The sequence below is a fragment of the Streptomyces sp. NBC_01381 genome (genome assembly GCF_026340305.1).
Lineage (GTDB): Bacteria > Actinomycetota > Actinomycetes > Streptomycetales > Streptomycetaceae > Streptomyces.
The window spans coordinates 794,810-810,167 of sequence record NZ_JAPEPI010000002.1 but is presented as its reverse complement, the minus strand read 5'-3'; the positions used below and the strand labels follow the sequence as shown (position 1 = coordinate 810,167).

Below are 15,358 nucleotides of genomic sequence, written 5' to 3'. Positions count from 1 at the left end.
CTGGTTACTCTCCTTCAACCCGCATGATGCTCGCGACACCACGCACGGTGTCGAGATTCCGCAGCGCCTCGACCGTGCCGCTGAGCGCGGCGTCGGGTGCCCGGTGGGTGACGACGACGAGGGATGCCTCGCCGTCCTTGCCCGTCTGACGGACCGTATCGATCGATACGCCGTGCTCGGCGAAGACCGTCGCGACCTGGGCGAGGACACCCGGCTTGTCGGCCACGTCGAGGCTGATGTGGTACCGCGTGACGACCTCGCCCATGGAGCTCACGGGCAGCTGGGTGTACGCGGACTCGCCGGGCCCGGTGGCCTCGCCGAGCTTGTTCCGGCAGACGGCGACGAGGTCGCCGAGCACGGCCGACGCGGTGGGCGAGCCGCCCGCGCCGGGCCCGTAGAACATGAGCTGACCGGCGGCCTCGGCCTCCACGAAGACGGCGTTGTACGCCTCGCGCACGGACGCCAGCGGATGGCTGAGCGGAATCATCGCGGGATGCACGCGCGCGGTGACGGACTCGCCGTCCGCGGCCCGCTCACAGATGGCGAGCAGCTTGATGGTGCAGCCCATGCGCTTCGCGGAGGCGAAGTCGGCGGCGGTCACCTCGGTCATGCCCTCGCGGTAGACGTCGTCGAGCCGCACGCGCGTGTGGAAGGCGATTCCGGCGAGGATCGCGGCCTTGGCGGCGGCGTCGAAGCCCTCGACGTCGGCGGTCGGGTCGGCCTCTGCGTACCCGAGAGCGGTGGCCTCGTCGAGGGCTTCCTGGTAACCGGCCCCGGTCGTGTCCATCGCGTCAAGGATGAAGTTCGTGGTCCCGTTGACGATCCCGAGGACCCGGTTGACCTTGTCGCCGACGAGGGACTCGCGCAGCGGCCGGATCAGCGGAATCGCGCCGGCGACGGCGGCCTCGTAATAGAGATCCCGCCCGTGCTCCTCGGCGGCGGCGTGCAGCGCGGCACCGTCCTGGGCGATGAGGGCCTTGTTCGCCGAGACGACGGACGCGCCGTGCTCGAAGGCGGTGGTGATGAGGGTCCGGGCGGGCTCGATCCCTCCGATGACCTCGACGATGACGTCGATGTCGCCCCGTTTGACCAGCGCGGTCGCGTCGGTGGTGATGAGGGAGGGGTCGATTCCCTCGCGCACCTTCGAGGGACGGCGGACGGCGACCCCGGCGAGTTCCACCGGGGCGCCGATCCTGGCTGTGAGGTCGTCGGCGTGCGTCGTCATGATGCGCGCCACCTCTGAGCCGACAACCCCACAGCCCAGCAGCGCCACCTTCAGCGGACGCTTACGCATCATCCGACCTCACTTCTCATACATCTAAACGATGGGACCAGTCTCACCCACCGGACCGGAGTTTCTATCCCCTGTCCGAATCATGAGACATCTATTTCATTACCCGACATCGAGACGCAGGAGATCTTCCTCCGTCTCGCGCCGGACGATTACGCGCGCCGCACCATTCTTGACCGCGACGACCGGCGGACGGAGCGCGTGGTTGTAGTTGCTCGCCATGGAACGGCAGTACGCGCCGGTCGCGGGCACGGCGATCAGATCGCCGGGAGCCAGGTCGGCGGGGAGGAAAGCGTCCTTCACCACGATGTCGCCGCTCTCGCAGTGCTTGCCCACGACGCGTACGAGCATGGGCTCGGCGTCGGACTCGCGCGACACCAGGGCGACGCTGTACTCGGCGTCGTAGAGCGCGGTGCGGATGTTGTCGGACATGCCGCCGTCGACGGAGACGTACGTACGCAGACCCTCGAGCGGCTTGACCGTGCCGACCTCGTACAGCGTGAAGGCGGTCGGCCCGACGATGGCGCGCCCCGGCTCGACGGAGATACGAGGAGTGCGGAGATCGGCGGCCTCGCACTCACGCGTGACGATCTCGCTCAGCGCCTTGGCGATCTCGTGCGGCTCGCGCGGGTCGTCGTCGGAGGTGTACGCGATGCCGAGCCCGCCGCCGAGGTCGATCTCGGGAAGCTCGACACCGTGCTCGTCACGGATCTCGGCAAGCAGCTGCACGACACGACGGGCGGAGACCTCAAAGCCCGCCATGTCGAAGATCTGCGACCCGATGTGGCTGTGTACGCCGATGAGCTCGAGCCCATCCAGCCGCAGCGCGCGGCGCACGGCCTCGGCGGCCTGTCCTCCCGCGAGGGCGATGCCGAACTTCTGGTCCTCATGGGCGGTGGCGATGAATTCGTGGGTGTGCGCTTCCACGCCGACGGTGACGCGGATCTGTACGGGCTGCCGCTTGCCGAGCCGCTCGGCGATGTGCGCGACCCGAACGATCTCCTGGAAGGAGTCGAGCACGATGCGCCCCACTCCGACGGAGATGGCCCGCTCGATCTCCTCTTCACTCTTGTTGTTGCCGTGGAAGGCGATGCGGTCGGCGGGCATCCCGGCGTCGAGGGCGGTGGTGAGCTCGCCCCCGGAACAGACGTCGAGGTTGAGCCCTTCTTCGTGCAGCCAGCGCACGACGGCACGCGAGAGGAAAGCCTTGCCGGCGTAGAAGACGTCGGCGTCGGTTCCGAAAGCACCGCGCCAGGCGTGGCAGCGGGCGCGGAAGTCGGCCTCGTCGAGGAAGTAGGCGGGGGTGCCGAACTCCTCGGCGAGCCGGGTCACTTCGATGCCGCCGACGGTGGCGACACCGTCCGCGTCGCGGGTGACGGTCTGCGCCCAGACCTTCGGGTCGAGGGAGTTCAGATCGGCGGGCGGCGCGGTGTAGTGCCCTTCGGGCAGTACGTCGGCGTGGCGGGGCCCGGCGGGGTGTGCGGAACGGCTCATGTCGCGGTCGTCTCTCTCACAGATGTTCTGGTGCGCTGATGCCGAGCAGGGACAGGCCACCGGCGAGCACCGTCCCGGCGGCTTCGGCGAGCGCGAGCCGGGCACGGTGGGCGGCCAGGGGTTTTTCGTCACCGCGCGGCAGGACGGAGGGCTGAAAGGCGAGGAAGGCGTCGGCGGTGGTGACGAGGTGCCGGGCGAGGCAGTCGGGCGCGTGACGCCGGGCGGCGGCTGCGAGGACGCGGGGGTGGTCACCGATGGCGTCGAGAAGGTCTCGCGCTTCTTGTCCGTCTTGCACGTCTTCCACGTCTTGCACGTCGCCGGGGGCGGCGTCGAACCCGAGGGCCTCGGCGTTCCGGCTCAGGGCACGGGTACGGGCGTACGCGTACCGCACGCGGAAGAGGGGATTGCTCTCGCGCTGGGCGAGGTGCCGCTCGGCCGGCTCGATCCGGGGGCGGTCGTGCCCGGCCGGATACAGCAGGGCCCAGCGGGCGGCGTCGCGGCCGAGGGGGGTGGGGTCCTGCGGGGCGGGGACGGGACGGAGCGTGTTGAGCGGGACGGGAGGCTTCCCGTGGGCGTCGACGCGCACCCCGAGGCCGGTCGTCCAGCCGGGATCGGGCGCCTCGTCACAGGTGACACGGACGAGGGCGCCCTGCGAGCGGAGGATGCGGCGGAGGGTGTCGGCGAGGACTGCGGCGCGGACTTCGCGGGGGAAGTGGAGCTGGTGGCGGGCGCCGGTGTCGGGGTGGACGTGCCCGTAGCAGGCACCGCGGTCGCGTACGTCGCGTACGAGGGCCGCTCCGCTGCTGCCGGTGTCGTCCCCCTCTGTGAGGGTGATGTTGAGGAAGCCGGGCCCGGTGATGTCGATGGAGGCGATGCCGGGCTCCGCGGTGAGTCGCGGGGACAGAATCTCGGCTACCTGCATCGGCGGCCGCCCGGCGGCGCGGGCGACCTGGAGGGCGACGTTGGTGGCGTAATCCCCACGTCCCCCGGGCCGAGGCCGCTCGACGATCACCCGCTCGGGCATGCCCACGTCACGAAGCTCACCGTCATCGACGGCACGGCGCATGGCGCGCAGCACGGAACGGGAGAGCTCGACGGGGGTCACGGGGACAAGCGTATGGGAGGAGGGGGGTAGGGACGCGACCCGGTTTGGCGGATGGTCCGCGATGTGGACGGGGGGTAGGGGTCTCTGGGGTAGCCGGGCTTCCGCGACAGGGCCCGCGGGGCGGTCGGCTCAGCCGCCGGTGCGGCCGGCGCGCTCGGCCTCTCCGGTCCCGGCCGCGCAGTCGCCGCCGAGCGCTTCGCCGCCGCGGCCGCGCTCCAGCAACTGCCGTACGATCCCGACGAGTTCACTCGGCTCGAAGGGCTTGGCGAGGAAGGCGTCCACGCCCACTTCCAAACCGCTCTCCACCTCGTACTGAGTACAGGCGCTGACGATCACGATGGGCAGATGCCGGGTCCGCGGATCGGAACGCAGCCGCGCGGCGGTCCGCAGCCCGTCAAGGCGGGGCATCACGACATCAAGGGTGACGGCGTCGGGCCTGACCTCTTGCACCACGTCCAGGCACTCGGCACCATCGGCCGCGGTCACCACCTCGAAGCCCTCCAGCTCGAGGTTGACCCTGATCAGTTGCCGGATGACCTTGTTGTCGTCCACAACAAGCACGCGGCCGGGCACGCCTGACACAACTCGAGAGTAGGTCTGCCGACACCGCCGCGTCCGGGTTTTCCCCACTTCTGCCCTGTGCGGGGGACGCCTGGGGTGCGCGTCCGCCCCGGGCGGGGGACCCCAGGGCGACCCCTGGGAAGCGCGGTGCGGTGCGGGCGTTCCGGCGGCCGCGGAGATGCGGAAATACCTGTTCATGGGGAGCCCATTGGAGCTGGTAGGGTTCTACCCGTCGCCGCGCAATCAGCGCTGACACGCCCCCGTAGCTCAGGGGATAGAGCAACGGCCTCCGGAGCCGTGTGCGCAGGTTCGAATCCTGCCGGGGGCACCTCGCTTCAACCAGCAGAATCATGCGGTTGACCAGCGCAGATGCCAAGCATGAAGAGCGGGATCCAGTCTCACTGGGTCCCGCTCTTTGTCGTTGTTGCGCGCTCATCGCGATAGAGCTGCGATAGACACGCTAGGCGTCTGTCTCAATGCCCGCCAAGGTCTGCATGTGCCGGATCAGGTAGTGCTGCCCAACAGGGGCGAATCGGTGTGTCCGAGGCGTGGTCGATTCGAGCCAGATCAAGAACTCAGCGACGACCGAGTTCGTGTCACGCCACAGCCAGCCAGGCAACGACACCCACCCGCCCCCTTCAGGATCAGGGACACGCCACTGGAGGGATCCAGCTCCGTCGCCGTAGTCGATCGCGATTCCTCGCCCCAGGATGAACACTCCGTCGAGAGGGCGAAGGTGGGGTCCAGTGGCGCCAGGGCCCGGCACTAGAGCGGCTTCCTGCAACCTCTCCATGAGAGTCTCCAGCGCCACAGCGCTCTCGAAGGCGAAGAGGAAATAGGGCGGACACTCGTAGAATCTTGCAGAGTCCGAGTCATTCGTGTGTCGACTGTCACCGGCCGCATGCTGATTTCGAAGCTTCTTGAAGACGGCCGCCTTCTTCAGCGTGTCGTCTAGGTCGGGCAGCGTCAGCCGTGACTTGACCTCCCCTGCCGCAGAAACACCCTCAACTATGAAGATGCCTGGATCGTGGATGCCGCTTCGAAATGGCTGATCAACGTTGGCGACAACAACATCCGTCTGGGTGGAAGTCTGGTCACGCAGGTCCAGCACTTCGCCAGTACCCACAGTGAAGTGGCGAGGCAGATGTCGGTCTAGGAGCTCTCGGAAAGCGCACTCCACAACGTCACCGCGGAGACCTGCGTGCTTGAAGGCGCTTCTGCTCTCTTCGAGCGCGGCAGAAAGCCTGCGATCCTGAGCCCCCAGCATCGCAACCAGGTTACGGTTAAGCATGTAAGGCCCCTCTCGTACAGACCTAATAGGGTCTATCCCCAAATGGTGGCGGCGACTCGACCACGCATCACTCAGGCCAGTCCAGTTCCGCCTCAATCTTCCTGTTCATGGCCTCCTCCTGGCCGTAGATGCACCCCTCGTAGACACGGTGGATGACCTCCGGTGAGTTGCCGACTCGCCGGGCGACCTCGGCCACAGGCACACCGGCGTTCAGCCACGTCGTGATGCACGTGTGCCTGAGGTCGTACGGCCGCCCCCCAAGGATGGACGCTTGAAGGTCCGGAGGGAGCGCGTACTCCCGAGCGTCCCGCCACACCCGCCAATAGGTGCTGCTACCCACAAGGCCACCCCGCTCGTTCGTGAAGAGCCGCCCGTCCTTGGCCGTGCCGAACTTCTCCAGATGGGAGCGGAGCACGGTCACGAGTGGTGGCGGGATCGGGACTGGCCGGTCCTCCTTGGCCTCCCGAGACTTCAGGCCCCTCTTGTCGTGGCGCTCTCCGCTGTCTGTCCATTGCTTGCCCGACACAGGATGCGTATCGCGGAGCGTCACCACGCCCCACCCCGTCTCCGGGAGGAAGCAATCAGCCTTGCTGAGGCCCACTGCCTCGCTCGGCCGGAGTCCCGCGAAGTACATGACCGCGTAGAAGCCCACTAGGCGGCGCCCCTTCTTGCGGTCCCACGTGCCGACGTACGAGACCGCGGCGAGGAGTTGCGCAGCCTGGGTCTTGTTCACGAGGACACGGGGGTCCACGCGGTCCGATGCAGCGCTCTTCACCTTCTTGATGGCGGTGAGTGGGTTCGTCGTCAGGAGCTTGCGCTCGATGGCGTATTCCACTGCGGTGTTGAGGGCGCGCCGGCGGCGACGGGAGGTCTCCCCCGCTGCGGGGGTGCCGTCCAGCTTGAAGGAAATCCGGTACTGGACATCGCGAAGGATCTTCGGGTCTTCCAGCGAGGAGACGAGAAGAGACTTCTGACGAATCCACCTGAAGGCGTCTTCGAGTTCCTGCGGCGAGTCGAGTTCGACGTTCTTGGGGATGACCGACCACCGGAAGGCCAGCCGCAGCTCTTCCGGCGATGGCATTTCTTGTTCCTGCTCCACCAGGGCCAGCGTCACCGCGGCGAGGCCGTCGGCGATTCCCTCACGGGTCTTGGCTGCGGCCGTCGGCCAGCGCATCGCCATGTACTCCCGACAGAACGCGAACCAGGGCAGTTCCTCACGGGCCTCTTCCGCAGCGGACTCTGCTCGCACCTCGGACTCGGGTAGACCATCTGCGACGCGGAATGCCTCGCCACGGCGCATCGCCTGCCACAGTTCGGACCTGCGGCTCTCCGCAAGGGCCACCGTGGCAAAGGTGGCGCTACTGACCTTCCCTCCGACCTTCCAACGAAGCTGGTACGGACGGGTCTTGCTCTGCGCCTTGCTCACCTTCCACAGACGCACGTTGAGCGAAAACCCCTGCGGGGCCGAACGGCTGTCCCGTCCGGCCCCGCTGTCGGTGCCCTGGGTCACGCGCTCTCCTCCAGCGTCTGGAGCCACCGGCTCAGCTCGGACCGGCGAATCCGCACGGCACCGTTGGGGAGCTTGATGGCCTTCGGGCCCTTCTTGCATTGCCGCCAGCGGTAGAAGGTCGCTCGCGGTACGCCGATTTCTTCGATGACATCGGGGATGGTCAACATCTCGTCTCTGGGCTTGGCCACAGCTTCTCCTCGGATGAAGAGCGGGGAACCGGAAGGGCGCCAGCCCGGCCGCAGCCGTTGGCTGGGCTGGCGCGACACGGACCTGACCGTGTTGAGCCCGCATTGCTCTGTGTCGCGACTCAAGCGACTCAGAGGTGATCCGTACGGGCGGGGTGTCGGCTGATCCGCGACCCGGCCGACTGTGGATCGGACAGGTTGAGCGTGATCCCGGTATAGGTGGGGACCTGCCGGCCGAACTGGTCTCGGGGCCGGGCTCGGTGGAGCTGGGGGACGACGGATTGCAGGTTGCGGCCGAACATCTGCTTGGTTCCGACGGCGCGTACGCCGTTGTCCTCGGCCCATTCCCGCCAGACGGCCCACAGGGTGTCGACCGGCACCGTGGCCTCTGACCCTGTCGTGCAGCACTCGCGGACAAACGCGCTGGTTGGCGAGGCAGTGTCCTGCATGATGACGACCGATTCGCGCGAGGAGGCTGGTTCGGTGATGCGTCCTCCCCGTTCCAGGCGGGCCAGGCCGTCCAAGGCCCAGTTGAGGATGCCGGGCATTTCCTCGGCGAGCTTGTCGGTCAGGCCGGTGTCTTCCTTGCCGAGCCAGGAGAGGGTCATGCTCAGCACGACGAAGCGGCGAGCGATGACCCCAGAGGAGTCGCCGAAGTTGGGCAACTCATTGGTCAGCACCATCAGCCGGGTGGGCAGCTTCCCGGTCCATGGCTCGCGGAACTTCCGGTCGATGTCGATGGTGTCCTCGCCGGAGATGGTCAGCAGCCGTTCGACGACCTGCCCGCCGTCCTTGCCGGACAGCCGCGCATCGGAGATGACCGCAAGGGGCTTGCCGATCAGGGACGACAGACCGAAGTTGCTGCCCAGCCCCGCGAGGGTCGGCCCGGCGAGGTTCTCCCGCCCGACCAACTCCTTTAGGACACGGGCGATGGTGCCCTTCCCGGAGCGCGAGGGTCCTTTGATCAGCAGAATCTTTTGCTGGTCGGTGCGGCCAGACAGGATGTAGCCGAACCACTCCTGCAAAGCCGCGATGGCGGCGGGGTCTTGCGGCCAGATCTCCCGCAGGAATTGTTCCCAGTGCGGCGCGCTCGCCTGCGAGTCGTAGGCGAAGGGGACCGAGACCAGGTTGAAGAATCCCGGCGTGTGCGGCAGCAGGGCCCGGTCCCGGATGCGCAGCAAGCCGTTCTGGCAGGCCACGATGGGGCTGCGGTCGCCGCTGTCCGCGTTCTTCTCGATCCAGGAAGGCGCGTCCGCCTCGGTGGGCAGCAGTGTGATGGCTCCGAGTGCATCGAGAAGGTTGCTGATCTTCTGTTTGGTCGGTGCCCAGTCGCGGATTTCCGGCTGCCCCTCGCGGTCTACGCCGCCCTTGAACGTGGCATGCTCCAGCCGCTTGTACATGGACGCGCGCATCTGGTGCTCATCCAGCTCGCGCCAGTTCGTGCCGGTCCAGCGCATCCACGAGCCACGCCACCGGCGGCACAGCAGGTTGCCGTTCTGGTCCTGCCAGTCAGGGATAACGCGGCGGGCAACGGCCATCGGGTTGGAGGGCGCGGGCAGTTCCTCCAAGGTGGTCATGCGGCTTCCCTCCCTTCCTGGGGAGTACGGAGCGGACATTGATCGCGGTGGCCGGTGTGGTCGTCGATGAGAGCGAGTACACGGGCCTTGCCCACGGCGCTACGGTCCCTTCCGCACTGGCAATGCGAGGTGGCGGTGGGTACGGCGCCGCGCGGGGCAACGATGTGCAGCCAGGCCACGGGATACCGTCCGTCGCCGGGCGGCGGGTGCGGGAGAAGGACAGTGGGGACGCCTTCGGCGACGCCCTTCGGGTCGCCTACCGCCGTCCGGACTACGGCCGGTTCGGCGAGACGGCGGCCGGTCGACGCGTGGGTGAGGCCTTCCAAGGGGGAGTGGAGTTGGTGGCTCATGCCGCATCCCGAGGGCGGGCTTTGCGGATGGAGCTGTCCAAGGCGCTACGGATCGTGGCGCGGCACTCCGCCGCGGTGAGTCCGTGCGCCTCGCCCGCCGCTTGGAAGGCCTCTTCAACCACATGCCGGGGGACATCGCCCCATGCGATGAAACGCCCCACCTTGAAGGCGCACCGATTGAGAGCGATGTTCCGCTGCGATTCCGACGCCGCTGAGAGGACGGCGCACTCCGCCTCCAGTGCCGCCAGCGCCGCGCGGCTCCCGCTGACCGCGGGGAGCCTGAGCGGCCCAACGGGTTGCGCGGGGGCGGGCTCCAGAATGCTTTGAAGCCAGGCGGGCAACGGAACCGTCAGAGCGGTGCCTACAGCTTCGTAGGGTCCGGCGGGGGTGACACTGCCCGCTGCGACGACGTAGCCACCCCATGCCCGGGTATCGACCAACGGGGCAATCGTCCCCGCCGTGTTGGTCAACCGCACGCCCGACAGCGCGGCGAAGTACAGATGCTGTCCCCCGCTCGCGGTCCGCGTGCGGCAGGTGTCGGGGACGGTGTGGTCGGTGCGCTCGCAGAGCGCCGTGAAGGTCGTCACGCCGGAAGGCGTGTCCGAAGTGCCCTTGTGCTTGGGCAAGTCGAGGTCGACAACCAGCAGCCCAGAGGGGCCGGTGGCGATGCCGATATTGAACGGAGCGTGCGTCCAAGCAGCACGGATGCGGTCCGGGTCGGTAGTGGCGCGCTGTTCCCACTTACGGTGCCCACTTGCGCAGACCCCGGTGCGGGGGCAGGCCGCCTCGCCGTGCAGGGCGGGCCGCTTGGTTCCGGGGAAGAGCGGGAAGACGTGCCAGCCGCGTTCTGCGGCTTGAAGCGCTGCGGAGAGCAGCTCGGTGTTGCGCTCAGGTGTCATGCTGGAGGTCTCCTGTTTCTCTCGAAGGGACGGAGAGCCGAGGCGGTCGCGGTCTTTGGCGAGAGGGCGACCGCCTCGGGCACAGCTACTGGTTCTTGGCCCACGCGGCGTACTCGCGCCGGACGTAGTGGCGCGGGTCGCAGATGGCACCGCTGTCATCGACGTCCATCAGCCGGTGGGCCGCCTGCGTGGCAAGCTCGGTTGCGTCCGAGGCGGTGAACGCCCTGGCATCTCCCAGAGCGAGGCGGTCAAGGAGCGCAGCCTTGCGGAGCCAGAACTCTCGGTCGGCCTCGGTGAAGGGCTCACGGTTCGTGGCGGAGTGGGCGACCCACCCGATCTCGCTGACGATGCTGGGGGCGAGCGCGTACGCGCTCTCCGAGTCCGGCCACGGATCGTTCTCGGGACGGTGGTCAGCGGTGATGGACAGCCGAACCTTGTCCGGCGAGGGGGCCTCACGCTCCAACACGCGACCGAGCGTGAAGACCTCGGACAGAGCACGGGTGATGAGTGCGACATCGCCGGACGGACAGAGGATGCGGATCTCGAACACGGGTCAGGACTCCTTGGGGCTCTGGACGGCGGTGAGTTCAGGGCGCCAGGTGGCGAGGTAGTAGAGATCCAGTACCTCGGCGAGGAGTTCGTCGGTCTCGCCGGTGGGGTCGTCGGGGTCGGTGACCAGGACGCGCGGTGGGCAGCTCAGGCGAGCAAGGACGTTCAGCCGGTAGGCGGGCGCGTCGTCGGGGTCGGTGTCCGAGCGCAGCGTCCAACTCTGTCCGGCCTCTGCCAGCACCAGGGGATCGCCGTGCAGGATGCGGCGGACCGTGAGCGCGTAAGCGACGGGCTCAGGCAGGTAGTCGTTGCGGGTCAGCTCCTCGGCCCGCCCCCGAATGAACGCGTTGGCGGCCACGGCCCCCAGGATCAGGTCCAGCGGGGTGGAGTAGGCAGTCATCATCGGTTCCTTTCCAGGGTCAGATGGGCGGTTCGTCGCTGTAGCCGTTGGCGGCCCACGGGTCTGTGCTACGGCCACGCCGCGGCAGCCGCAGACGCCGACGCGGAAGGGGCAACAGGAGCCAGGAGCGCTGTTCGTTCCAGCAGGAGCAGGGCTCCCAATCGGTGCCGTCGTACTCGCCGGTCTCGGGGTGGCCGTAGTCGTGCTCGATTCCGCCGATGCCCTCGCACTCGCGGCAGTTCGGGCGGGGCGTGTCGGTGAGAATGAGCGCTGGGTGGGGCCAGGTGGCGTGCTGGATACGTAGGCGGAGCATGGTCAGTCCCTTTCCACAGTGGGGAGTTCGGGCAGCCCCGCGCGGGTGAGAGCCGTGGGGTCGTAGCCGGGCAGGGCGGCTCGGGTGAGTAGGGCCGTGGCGAGTTGTTCGGCGTACTCGGCTCCGGCGCGGGCGGATTCGATCTGTGCTCCGGCTCGCAGCGCTTCGACGCGTTCCACGTGGGCGTGCTCCTCGCGGCGCACCCCGGTGTGCCGCTGGTAGGCGAGGTGGTCGCGGCGGTCGGTGCGCCAGTAGCGGGCCGCGATCCCGTAGGCGGCGGTCGTGGCGAGCACCCACAGCAGGAGCGGCAGGGGCAGGCCGTCGGCGTATCCGGCGACGCCGGCGAAGGCCAAGGCGCCGGAGGCGGCGAACGCGGTCCCGGCAATCACGCGGTCCCCGGCGCGGCCGACGCTCGCGCAGGCCCCGGCCGCCCCGGCGGCGAGAGAGAGCGCAGTCATCAACACGGCGTTGCCGATGCTGTGTTCGGCGCCGTTGGCGTTCCAGATGCGGGCCAGGATCAGCACGGTGGAGGTGGCCAGCGCGGGCGCGGCCTTGGGGGCGATGATGGCCAGCCAGTGGCGGGCGACGATCTGTTCGTTCACGACCGCGCCTCCTTACGGGTTTCGGTCCGGCAGGGCACTGATGGCCGCGGACATGAGGTCGTTGATGGTGCTGCGGGCTCCGGTGTCGGCGAGGTAGAAGCCGAAGAGCACGGCGATGACCGCGGCTCCGGCACCCAGGGCCTTGAAGCGCAGGAGCAGGGCGAGCAGGACACCGAAGAGCAGAACCAGGGAGACGGTCAGGGCCACGACGGGCCTCCGTTCTGGGAGCGTGCGGCGGTAGGGCCGGGGTCAGCGGCCATGGCGCTTCTTGCGGGCCGCGGCGCGGGCGGCGGCCTTGGCGTCCTCGCGCTCCTGGGCGAGTTCGCGGATGCGTGCTGCCTGCTGCAGGACGCGCTTGTTGGACTTGCCGCGCCCTTCCAGGCGGGCGGCGCGGGCGGCGAGCACGATGATGCGGGCGCCCTCGCGGGCGTTGTAGGGGTCCTTGTCGCTGAGCGCCATCGGGCGTACTCCTCCACAGAGTTGGGATGGGGCGATGCGTGGGGTGGGTTAGCGGGTGCCGGCACGGTGGGTGCAGCGGGCAATGTTGAACCAGTGGCGTCCGCGGCGTATCCGGATGCCGTGGCCGTGGCAGCGGCGGCAGACACGGGCTTTCTTGGCCTTGCCGCGGCGGTTGAACTTGATGAGGTGGCCAAGGCCGTCGCACTTGCGGCAGCGGCCGAACGGGCTCAACCAGCACACAATGCCGTAACTGAGGGTGAGGAACAGGAGGCAGGCGCTAGCGAGCAGGCTGGGGGTCATCACAGGGCCTCTCGGGCGGGTTTCAGGGGTTTATGCAGGTGGGCTGCTAGGCGCTAGCGACCTGATCAGGTGCGGTTTGGGTCGCTAGCGAGGTCGCTAGGTCTAGCGACGGGTCTTGCTAGACCTAGCGACCGTGGCGGGTCAGGAATCGGCCCGCTTCTTGTTACGATGCGTGACGACGTCGATGATGTGCTGACGCTCGATGCCGCGCCGGTTGGCGCCCTTGCCGGACTCGGTCTTGCCCCACACCTGGTCCGTCTTGATGCCGTAGGGCTTGAGCGCGGCGGCGAGCTGGTCGGCCTTGGCGCGGCCCTCCAGGACGGCCCACTCGCCATAGGCGTCGGGGCTGTACTGGGCGAGGCGGTCGACGATGGACTCCGACCACACCTTGTCCTCGCTGCGGCCCAGGACCGCGGCGACGTCGTCGAGGATCGCGTCCGCGGCACGGGTCGTGCTCTGCTCGCCGGCCGCGTCGCCGGACAGCGTGCCCTGGTCCTCGCGCAGTGCGCGGGCCCGGTCCAGCACGGTTTCTGCGTCGCGTCCGTTGGCGAGGTAGGTGCGCACGATCCCGGAGTCGTCGGACATGCCCTTGAGCAGGCCAACGCCCTTGTGGGACTTCAGGAGCTTGGAGGCGTCCAGGCCCTCGGAGTAGGAACCGGCGCCGAGCACCACATCGGAGACCTGCCAGGAGCCGACCCGCAGGGAGAAGCGGCCCTGGTGCTGGTCGCGCAGCACGGAGGGGCAGGCGGTGTCGTCGGGCTTCTGGGTGGAGTTCAGCACCGAGACGCCGACCGCCGGCGCGACGCGGGCGAGGTAGACGAGCAGGTCAAGGATGGCCTTGCCGTGAGTGGGGTGCTGCAAGTACTCCTGCACCTCGTCCACCACCACCAGGGTCAGGGGCATGTTCAGCTTCTTGTCCCGGCTGATCTCCGGGGTGAGCTTGCCCTCGGGGCAGATGTGCAGCGGGAGTTCGGACAGCCGGTGGTAGCGGTCCTCCACATCCGCCTTCAGCTCCATCAGGGCATGGACCAGGTGCTCGACCGGGTCAAAGCCGTCGCGGGGCACGATGCCGAAGCCGACGCGGTGCGCGACCTTGGTGAAGCTGCGCCAGTCCGGCGATGCCTTCCCGTCGAACACGATCAGGCGCACATGCGGATCAAGCGCCGCAGCGAGCGCGATGGTGCGGGCGGAGAACGTCTTGCCCTGCCGCGGCACCGCCCCGACCAGCAGCGAGAGCCACAGCATCGAGATCATGACGGGATTGCCGCGCTCGTCCACACCCCACGGGAACGGCTTCCAGAAGTCCACCCTTGTTGCCCCGAGCAGCGGCGACTTGCCCGACGGGACGGCGAGCGGGTCACGGTCAGCGATCCAGTAGGACACCCGGCGTCCGCTCGTCTCGTCCTTGTCCAGGAAGAGCTGAGTGGGGGCGATGTCCATGCCGGACGCCAGGCGGGCGTGGGCCTTGACCGCGTCCTCGAAGGTCTTGCCGTACGGGAGGTCGACGACCACGCGCCAGCCGTCCCCGTCCCGGCCGATCGGCCGCGGGAAGGCGATGTTCTGGTCCTTGCTGGTCAGCTTGGCGGCCTCGTGGGCGCGGATGACGATGTCCGAGGACAGACGGCGCTTGCGGAAGGTCACCTTGGCCCGGTCGATGAGCGGCCGGTCCGCCGGCGCGCCCACGGCGCCAAGTGCCGTGGTCAGCGAGGTGACCGCCAGCAGGAGCAGCCACGAGGGCGCCATCACATACAGGACCAGGGCTGCGGTCAGGCCGATGACCGTGCCGAGCGCGGCCGTGATGCTCCGCAGCCGAACGCGGTCCTTGCGCTGGTGGGACAGCCGCAGGTACTCCCCCGCGTCCTCGTTCGCGACCGAGGCCAGCCGCAGGGGCTTACCTTCGGCGTCAAAGACCCACCGGCCGATGGCCGTTGACCAGCGCCACGCGCCGCGCGGCGAGTACCAGAGGATCTTGGGGGTGTAGATGGTCGGCACGCGCACCGCGTGGTAGCCGACCATGGTGGAGTAGTGCCGCACCGCCCACTTGCGGACGGCTTTGCGCTGGTCAGGCAGCTTGACCCAGTCCGGCAGGACCGGCAGGCGGGCCTTGTCCTTGGCCTCCATCCATTCCGCCACCGTCGGCGGGTAGACCTGCTTGGGCGGGTCGACCTCCGCGCCCTCGGTCAGGCCCTCGGCCTCCGGGTCGTCGGTGTCGGGGAGTTGGGCCTCCCACTCCCCCGGCTTCACCTCGCCCGGAGCGAGCCTGGCCGCTGCTTCCGGGGCGGGGGTGGTCTCTTTGCGCAGGAACGGCAGCACCCGCGCGGTGTTCTCGGTCTCCTCGTCCGGTGCCTTGGTGGGAGGTCCGGACACGTTGATCTCGGTCACGATGGATCTGCTCCCTCATGTTGAGCGGGGTTGGAAGGGGTCCGGACGGCGCTTTGGTAGGCGAGCCGTCCGGACCCCGCTGAGCGAAGT

The 15,358-nt window shown here is 68.6% G+C and carries 17 protein-coding genes and 1 tRNA gene; 1 reads left to right on the top strand and 17 read right to left on the bottom strand.

Annotated features, from left to right (window positions below):
- Positions 1–4 precede the first annotated feature (4 nt).
- The 4 genes from OG453_RS25440 to OG453_RS25425 form a co-directional block, all read right to left on the bottom strand.
- Positions 5–1,294, bottom strand: a complete 1,290-nt coding sequence (locus OG453_RS25440) for a homoserine dehydrogenase (RefSeq protein WP_266873124.1) — start codon at positions 1,292–1,294, stop codon at positions 5–7.
- 99 nt (positions 1,295–1,393) lie between these two features.
- Positions 1,394–2,785: a diaminopimelate decarboxylase gene (gene lysA / locus OG453_RS25435; protein WP_266870797.1), complete on the bottom strand. Its 1,392-nt coding sequence runs from the start codon at positions 2,783–2,785 to the stop codon at positions 1,394–1,396.
- 16 nt (positions 2,786–2,801) lie between these two features.
- Entirely contained in the window at positions 2,802–3,890 is a 1,089-nt protein-coding gene (nrtL, locus tag OG453_RS25430) for an ArgS-related anticodon-binding protein NrtL (RefSeq protein ID WP_266870796.1), read from the bottom strand.
- Positions 3,891–4,019: 129 nt separating this feature from the next.
- Entirely contained in the window at positions 4,020–4,472 is a 453-nt protein-coding gene (locus OG453_RS25425) for a response regulator (protein ID WP_266870795.1), read from the bottom strand.
- Between the two features lie 235 nt (positions 4,473–4,707).
- Between OG453_RS25425 and OG453_RS25420 the strand changes: the two genes are divergently transcribed.
- Positions 4,708–4,779, top strand: a tRNA-Arg gene (locus OG453_RS25420).
- A gap of 132 nt (positions 4,780–4,911) precedes the next feature.
- Here the strand turns inward: OG453_RS25420 and OG453_RS25415 are convergent.
- The 13 genes from OG453_RS25415 to OG453_RS25355 form a co-directional block, all read right to left on the bottom strand.
- The gene (locus OG453_RS25415) at positions 4,912–5,742 is read right to left on the bottom strand and encodes a DUF6602 domain-containing protein (RefSeq protein ID WP_266870793.1); all 831 of its coding nucleotides are present in this window, start codon (positions 5,740–5,742) and stop codon (positions 4,912–4,914) included.
- Positions 5,743–5,809: 67 nt separating this feature from the next.
- Positions 5,810–7,252 carry a tyrosine-type recombinase/integrase gene (locus OG453_RS25410; protein ID WP_266870792.1) on the bottom strand — a complete coding sequence of 481 codons (1,443 nt, stop codon included), beginning with the start codon at positions 7,250–7,252 and terminating at the stop codon, positions 5,810–5,812.
- Entirely contained in the window at positions 7,249–7,440 is a 192-nt protein-coding gene (locus OG453_RS25405) for an AlpA family transcriptional regulator (protein ID WP_266870791.1), read from the bottom strand. Before OG453_RS25405 ends, OG453_RS25410 begins: the two co-directional genes overlap by 4 nt.
- 128 nt (positions 7,441–7,568) lie before the next feature.
- Positions 7,569–9,005 (bottom strand): phage/plasmid primase, P4 family, encoded by a 1,437-nt coding sequence (locus OG453_RS25400; protein ID WP_266870790.1) that lies wholly within the window; start codon positions 9,003–9,005, stop codon positions 7,569–7,571.
- A gap of 355 nt (positions 9,006–9,360) precedes the next feature.
- Positions 9,361–10,263 (bottom strand): bifunctional DNA primase/polymerase, encoded by a 903-nt coding sequence (locus OG453_RS25395; protein ID WP_266870789.1) that lies wholly within the window; start codon positions 10,261–10,263, stop codon positions 9,361–9,363.
- Between the two features lie 85 nt (positions 10,264–10,348).
- Positions 10,349–10,813, bottom strand: coding sequence for a hypothetical protein (locus OG453_RS25390; RefSeq protein WP_266870788.1), 465 nt, complete (start codon positions 10,811–10,813; stop codon positions 10,349–10,351).
- Between the two features lie 3 nt (positions 10,814–10,816).
- Positions 10,817–11,212 (bottom strand): hypothetical protein, encoded by a 396-nt coding sequence (locus OG453_RS25385; RefSeq protein ID WP_266870787.1) that lies wholly within the window; start codon positions 11,210–11,212, stop codon positions 10,817–10,819.
- Between the two features lie 19 nt (positions 11,213–11,231).
- Positions 11,232–11,525, bottom strand: a complete 294-nt coding sequence (locus tag OG453_RS25380) for a hypothetical protein (protein WP_266870785.1) — start codon at positions 11,523–11,525, stop codon at positions 11,232–11,234.
- Positions 11,526–11,527: 2 nt separating this feature from the next.
- Positions 11,528–12,127, bottom strand: coding sequence for a hypothetical protein (locus OG453_RS25375; protein WP_266870784.1), 600 nt, complete (start codon positions 12,125–12,127; stop codon positions 11,528–11,530).
- 12 nt (positions 12,128–12,139) lie between these two features.
- Entirely contained in the window at positions 12,140–12,334 is a 195-nt protein-coding gene (locus tag OG453_RS25370; protein WP_266870783.1) for a hypothetical protein, read from the bottom strand.
- Positions 12,335–12,376: 42 nt separating this feature from the next.
- Complete coding sequence (locus tag OG453_RS25365) at positions 12,377–12,586, bottom strand: hypothetical protein (RefSeq protein ID WP_266870782.1); 210 nt, start codon at positions 12,584–12,586, stop codon at positions 12,377–12,379.
- A 48-nt stretch (positions 12,587–12,634) separates the two neighbouring features.
- Entirely contained in the window at positions 12,635–12,886 is a 252-nt protein-coding gene (locus OG453_RS25360) for a hypothetical protein (protein ID WP_266870781.1), read from the bottom strand.
- Positions 12,887–13,027: 141 nt separating this feature from the next.
- Entirely contained in the window at positions 13,028–15,268 is a 2,241-nt protein-coding gene (locus OG453_RS25355) for a cell division protein FtsK (protein ID WP_266870780.1), read from the bottom strand.
- Between the last annotated feature and the right edge of the window lie 90 nt (positions 15,269–15,358).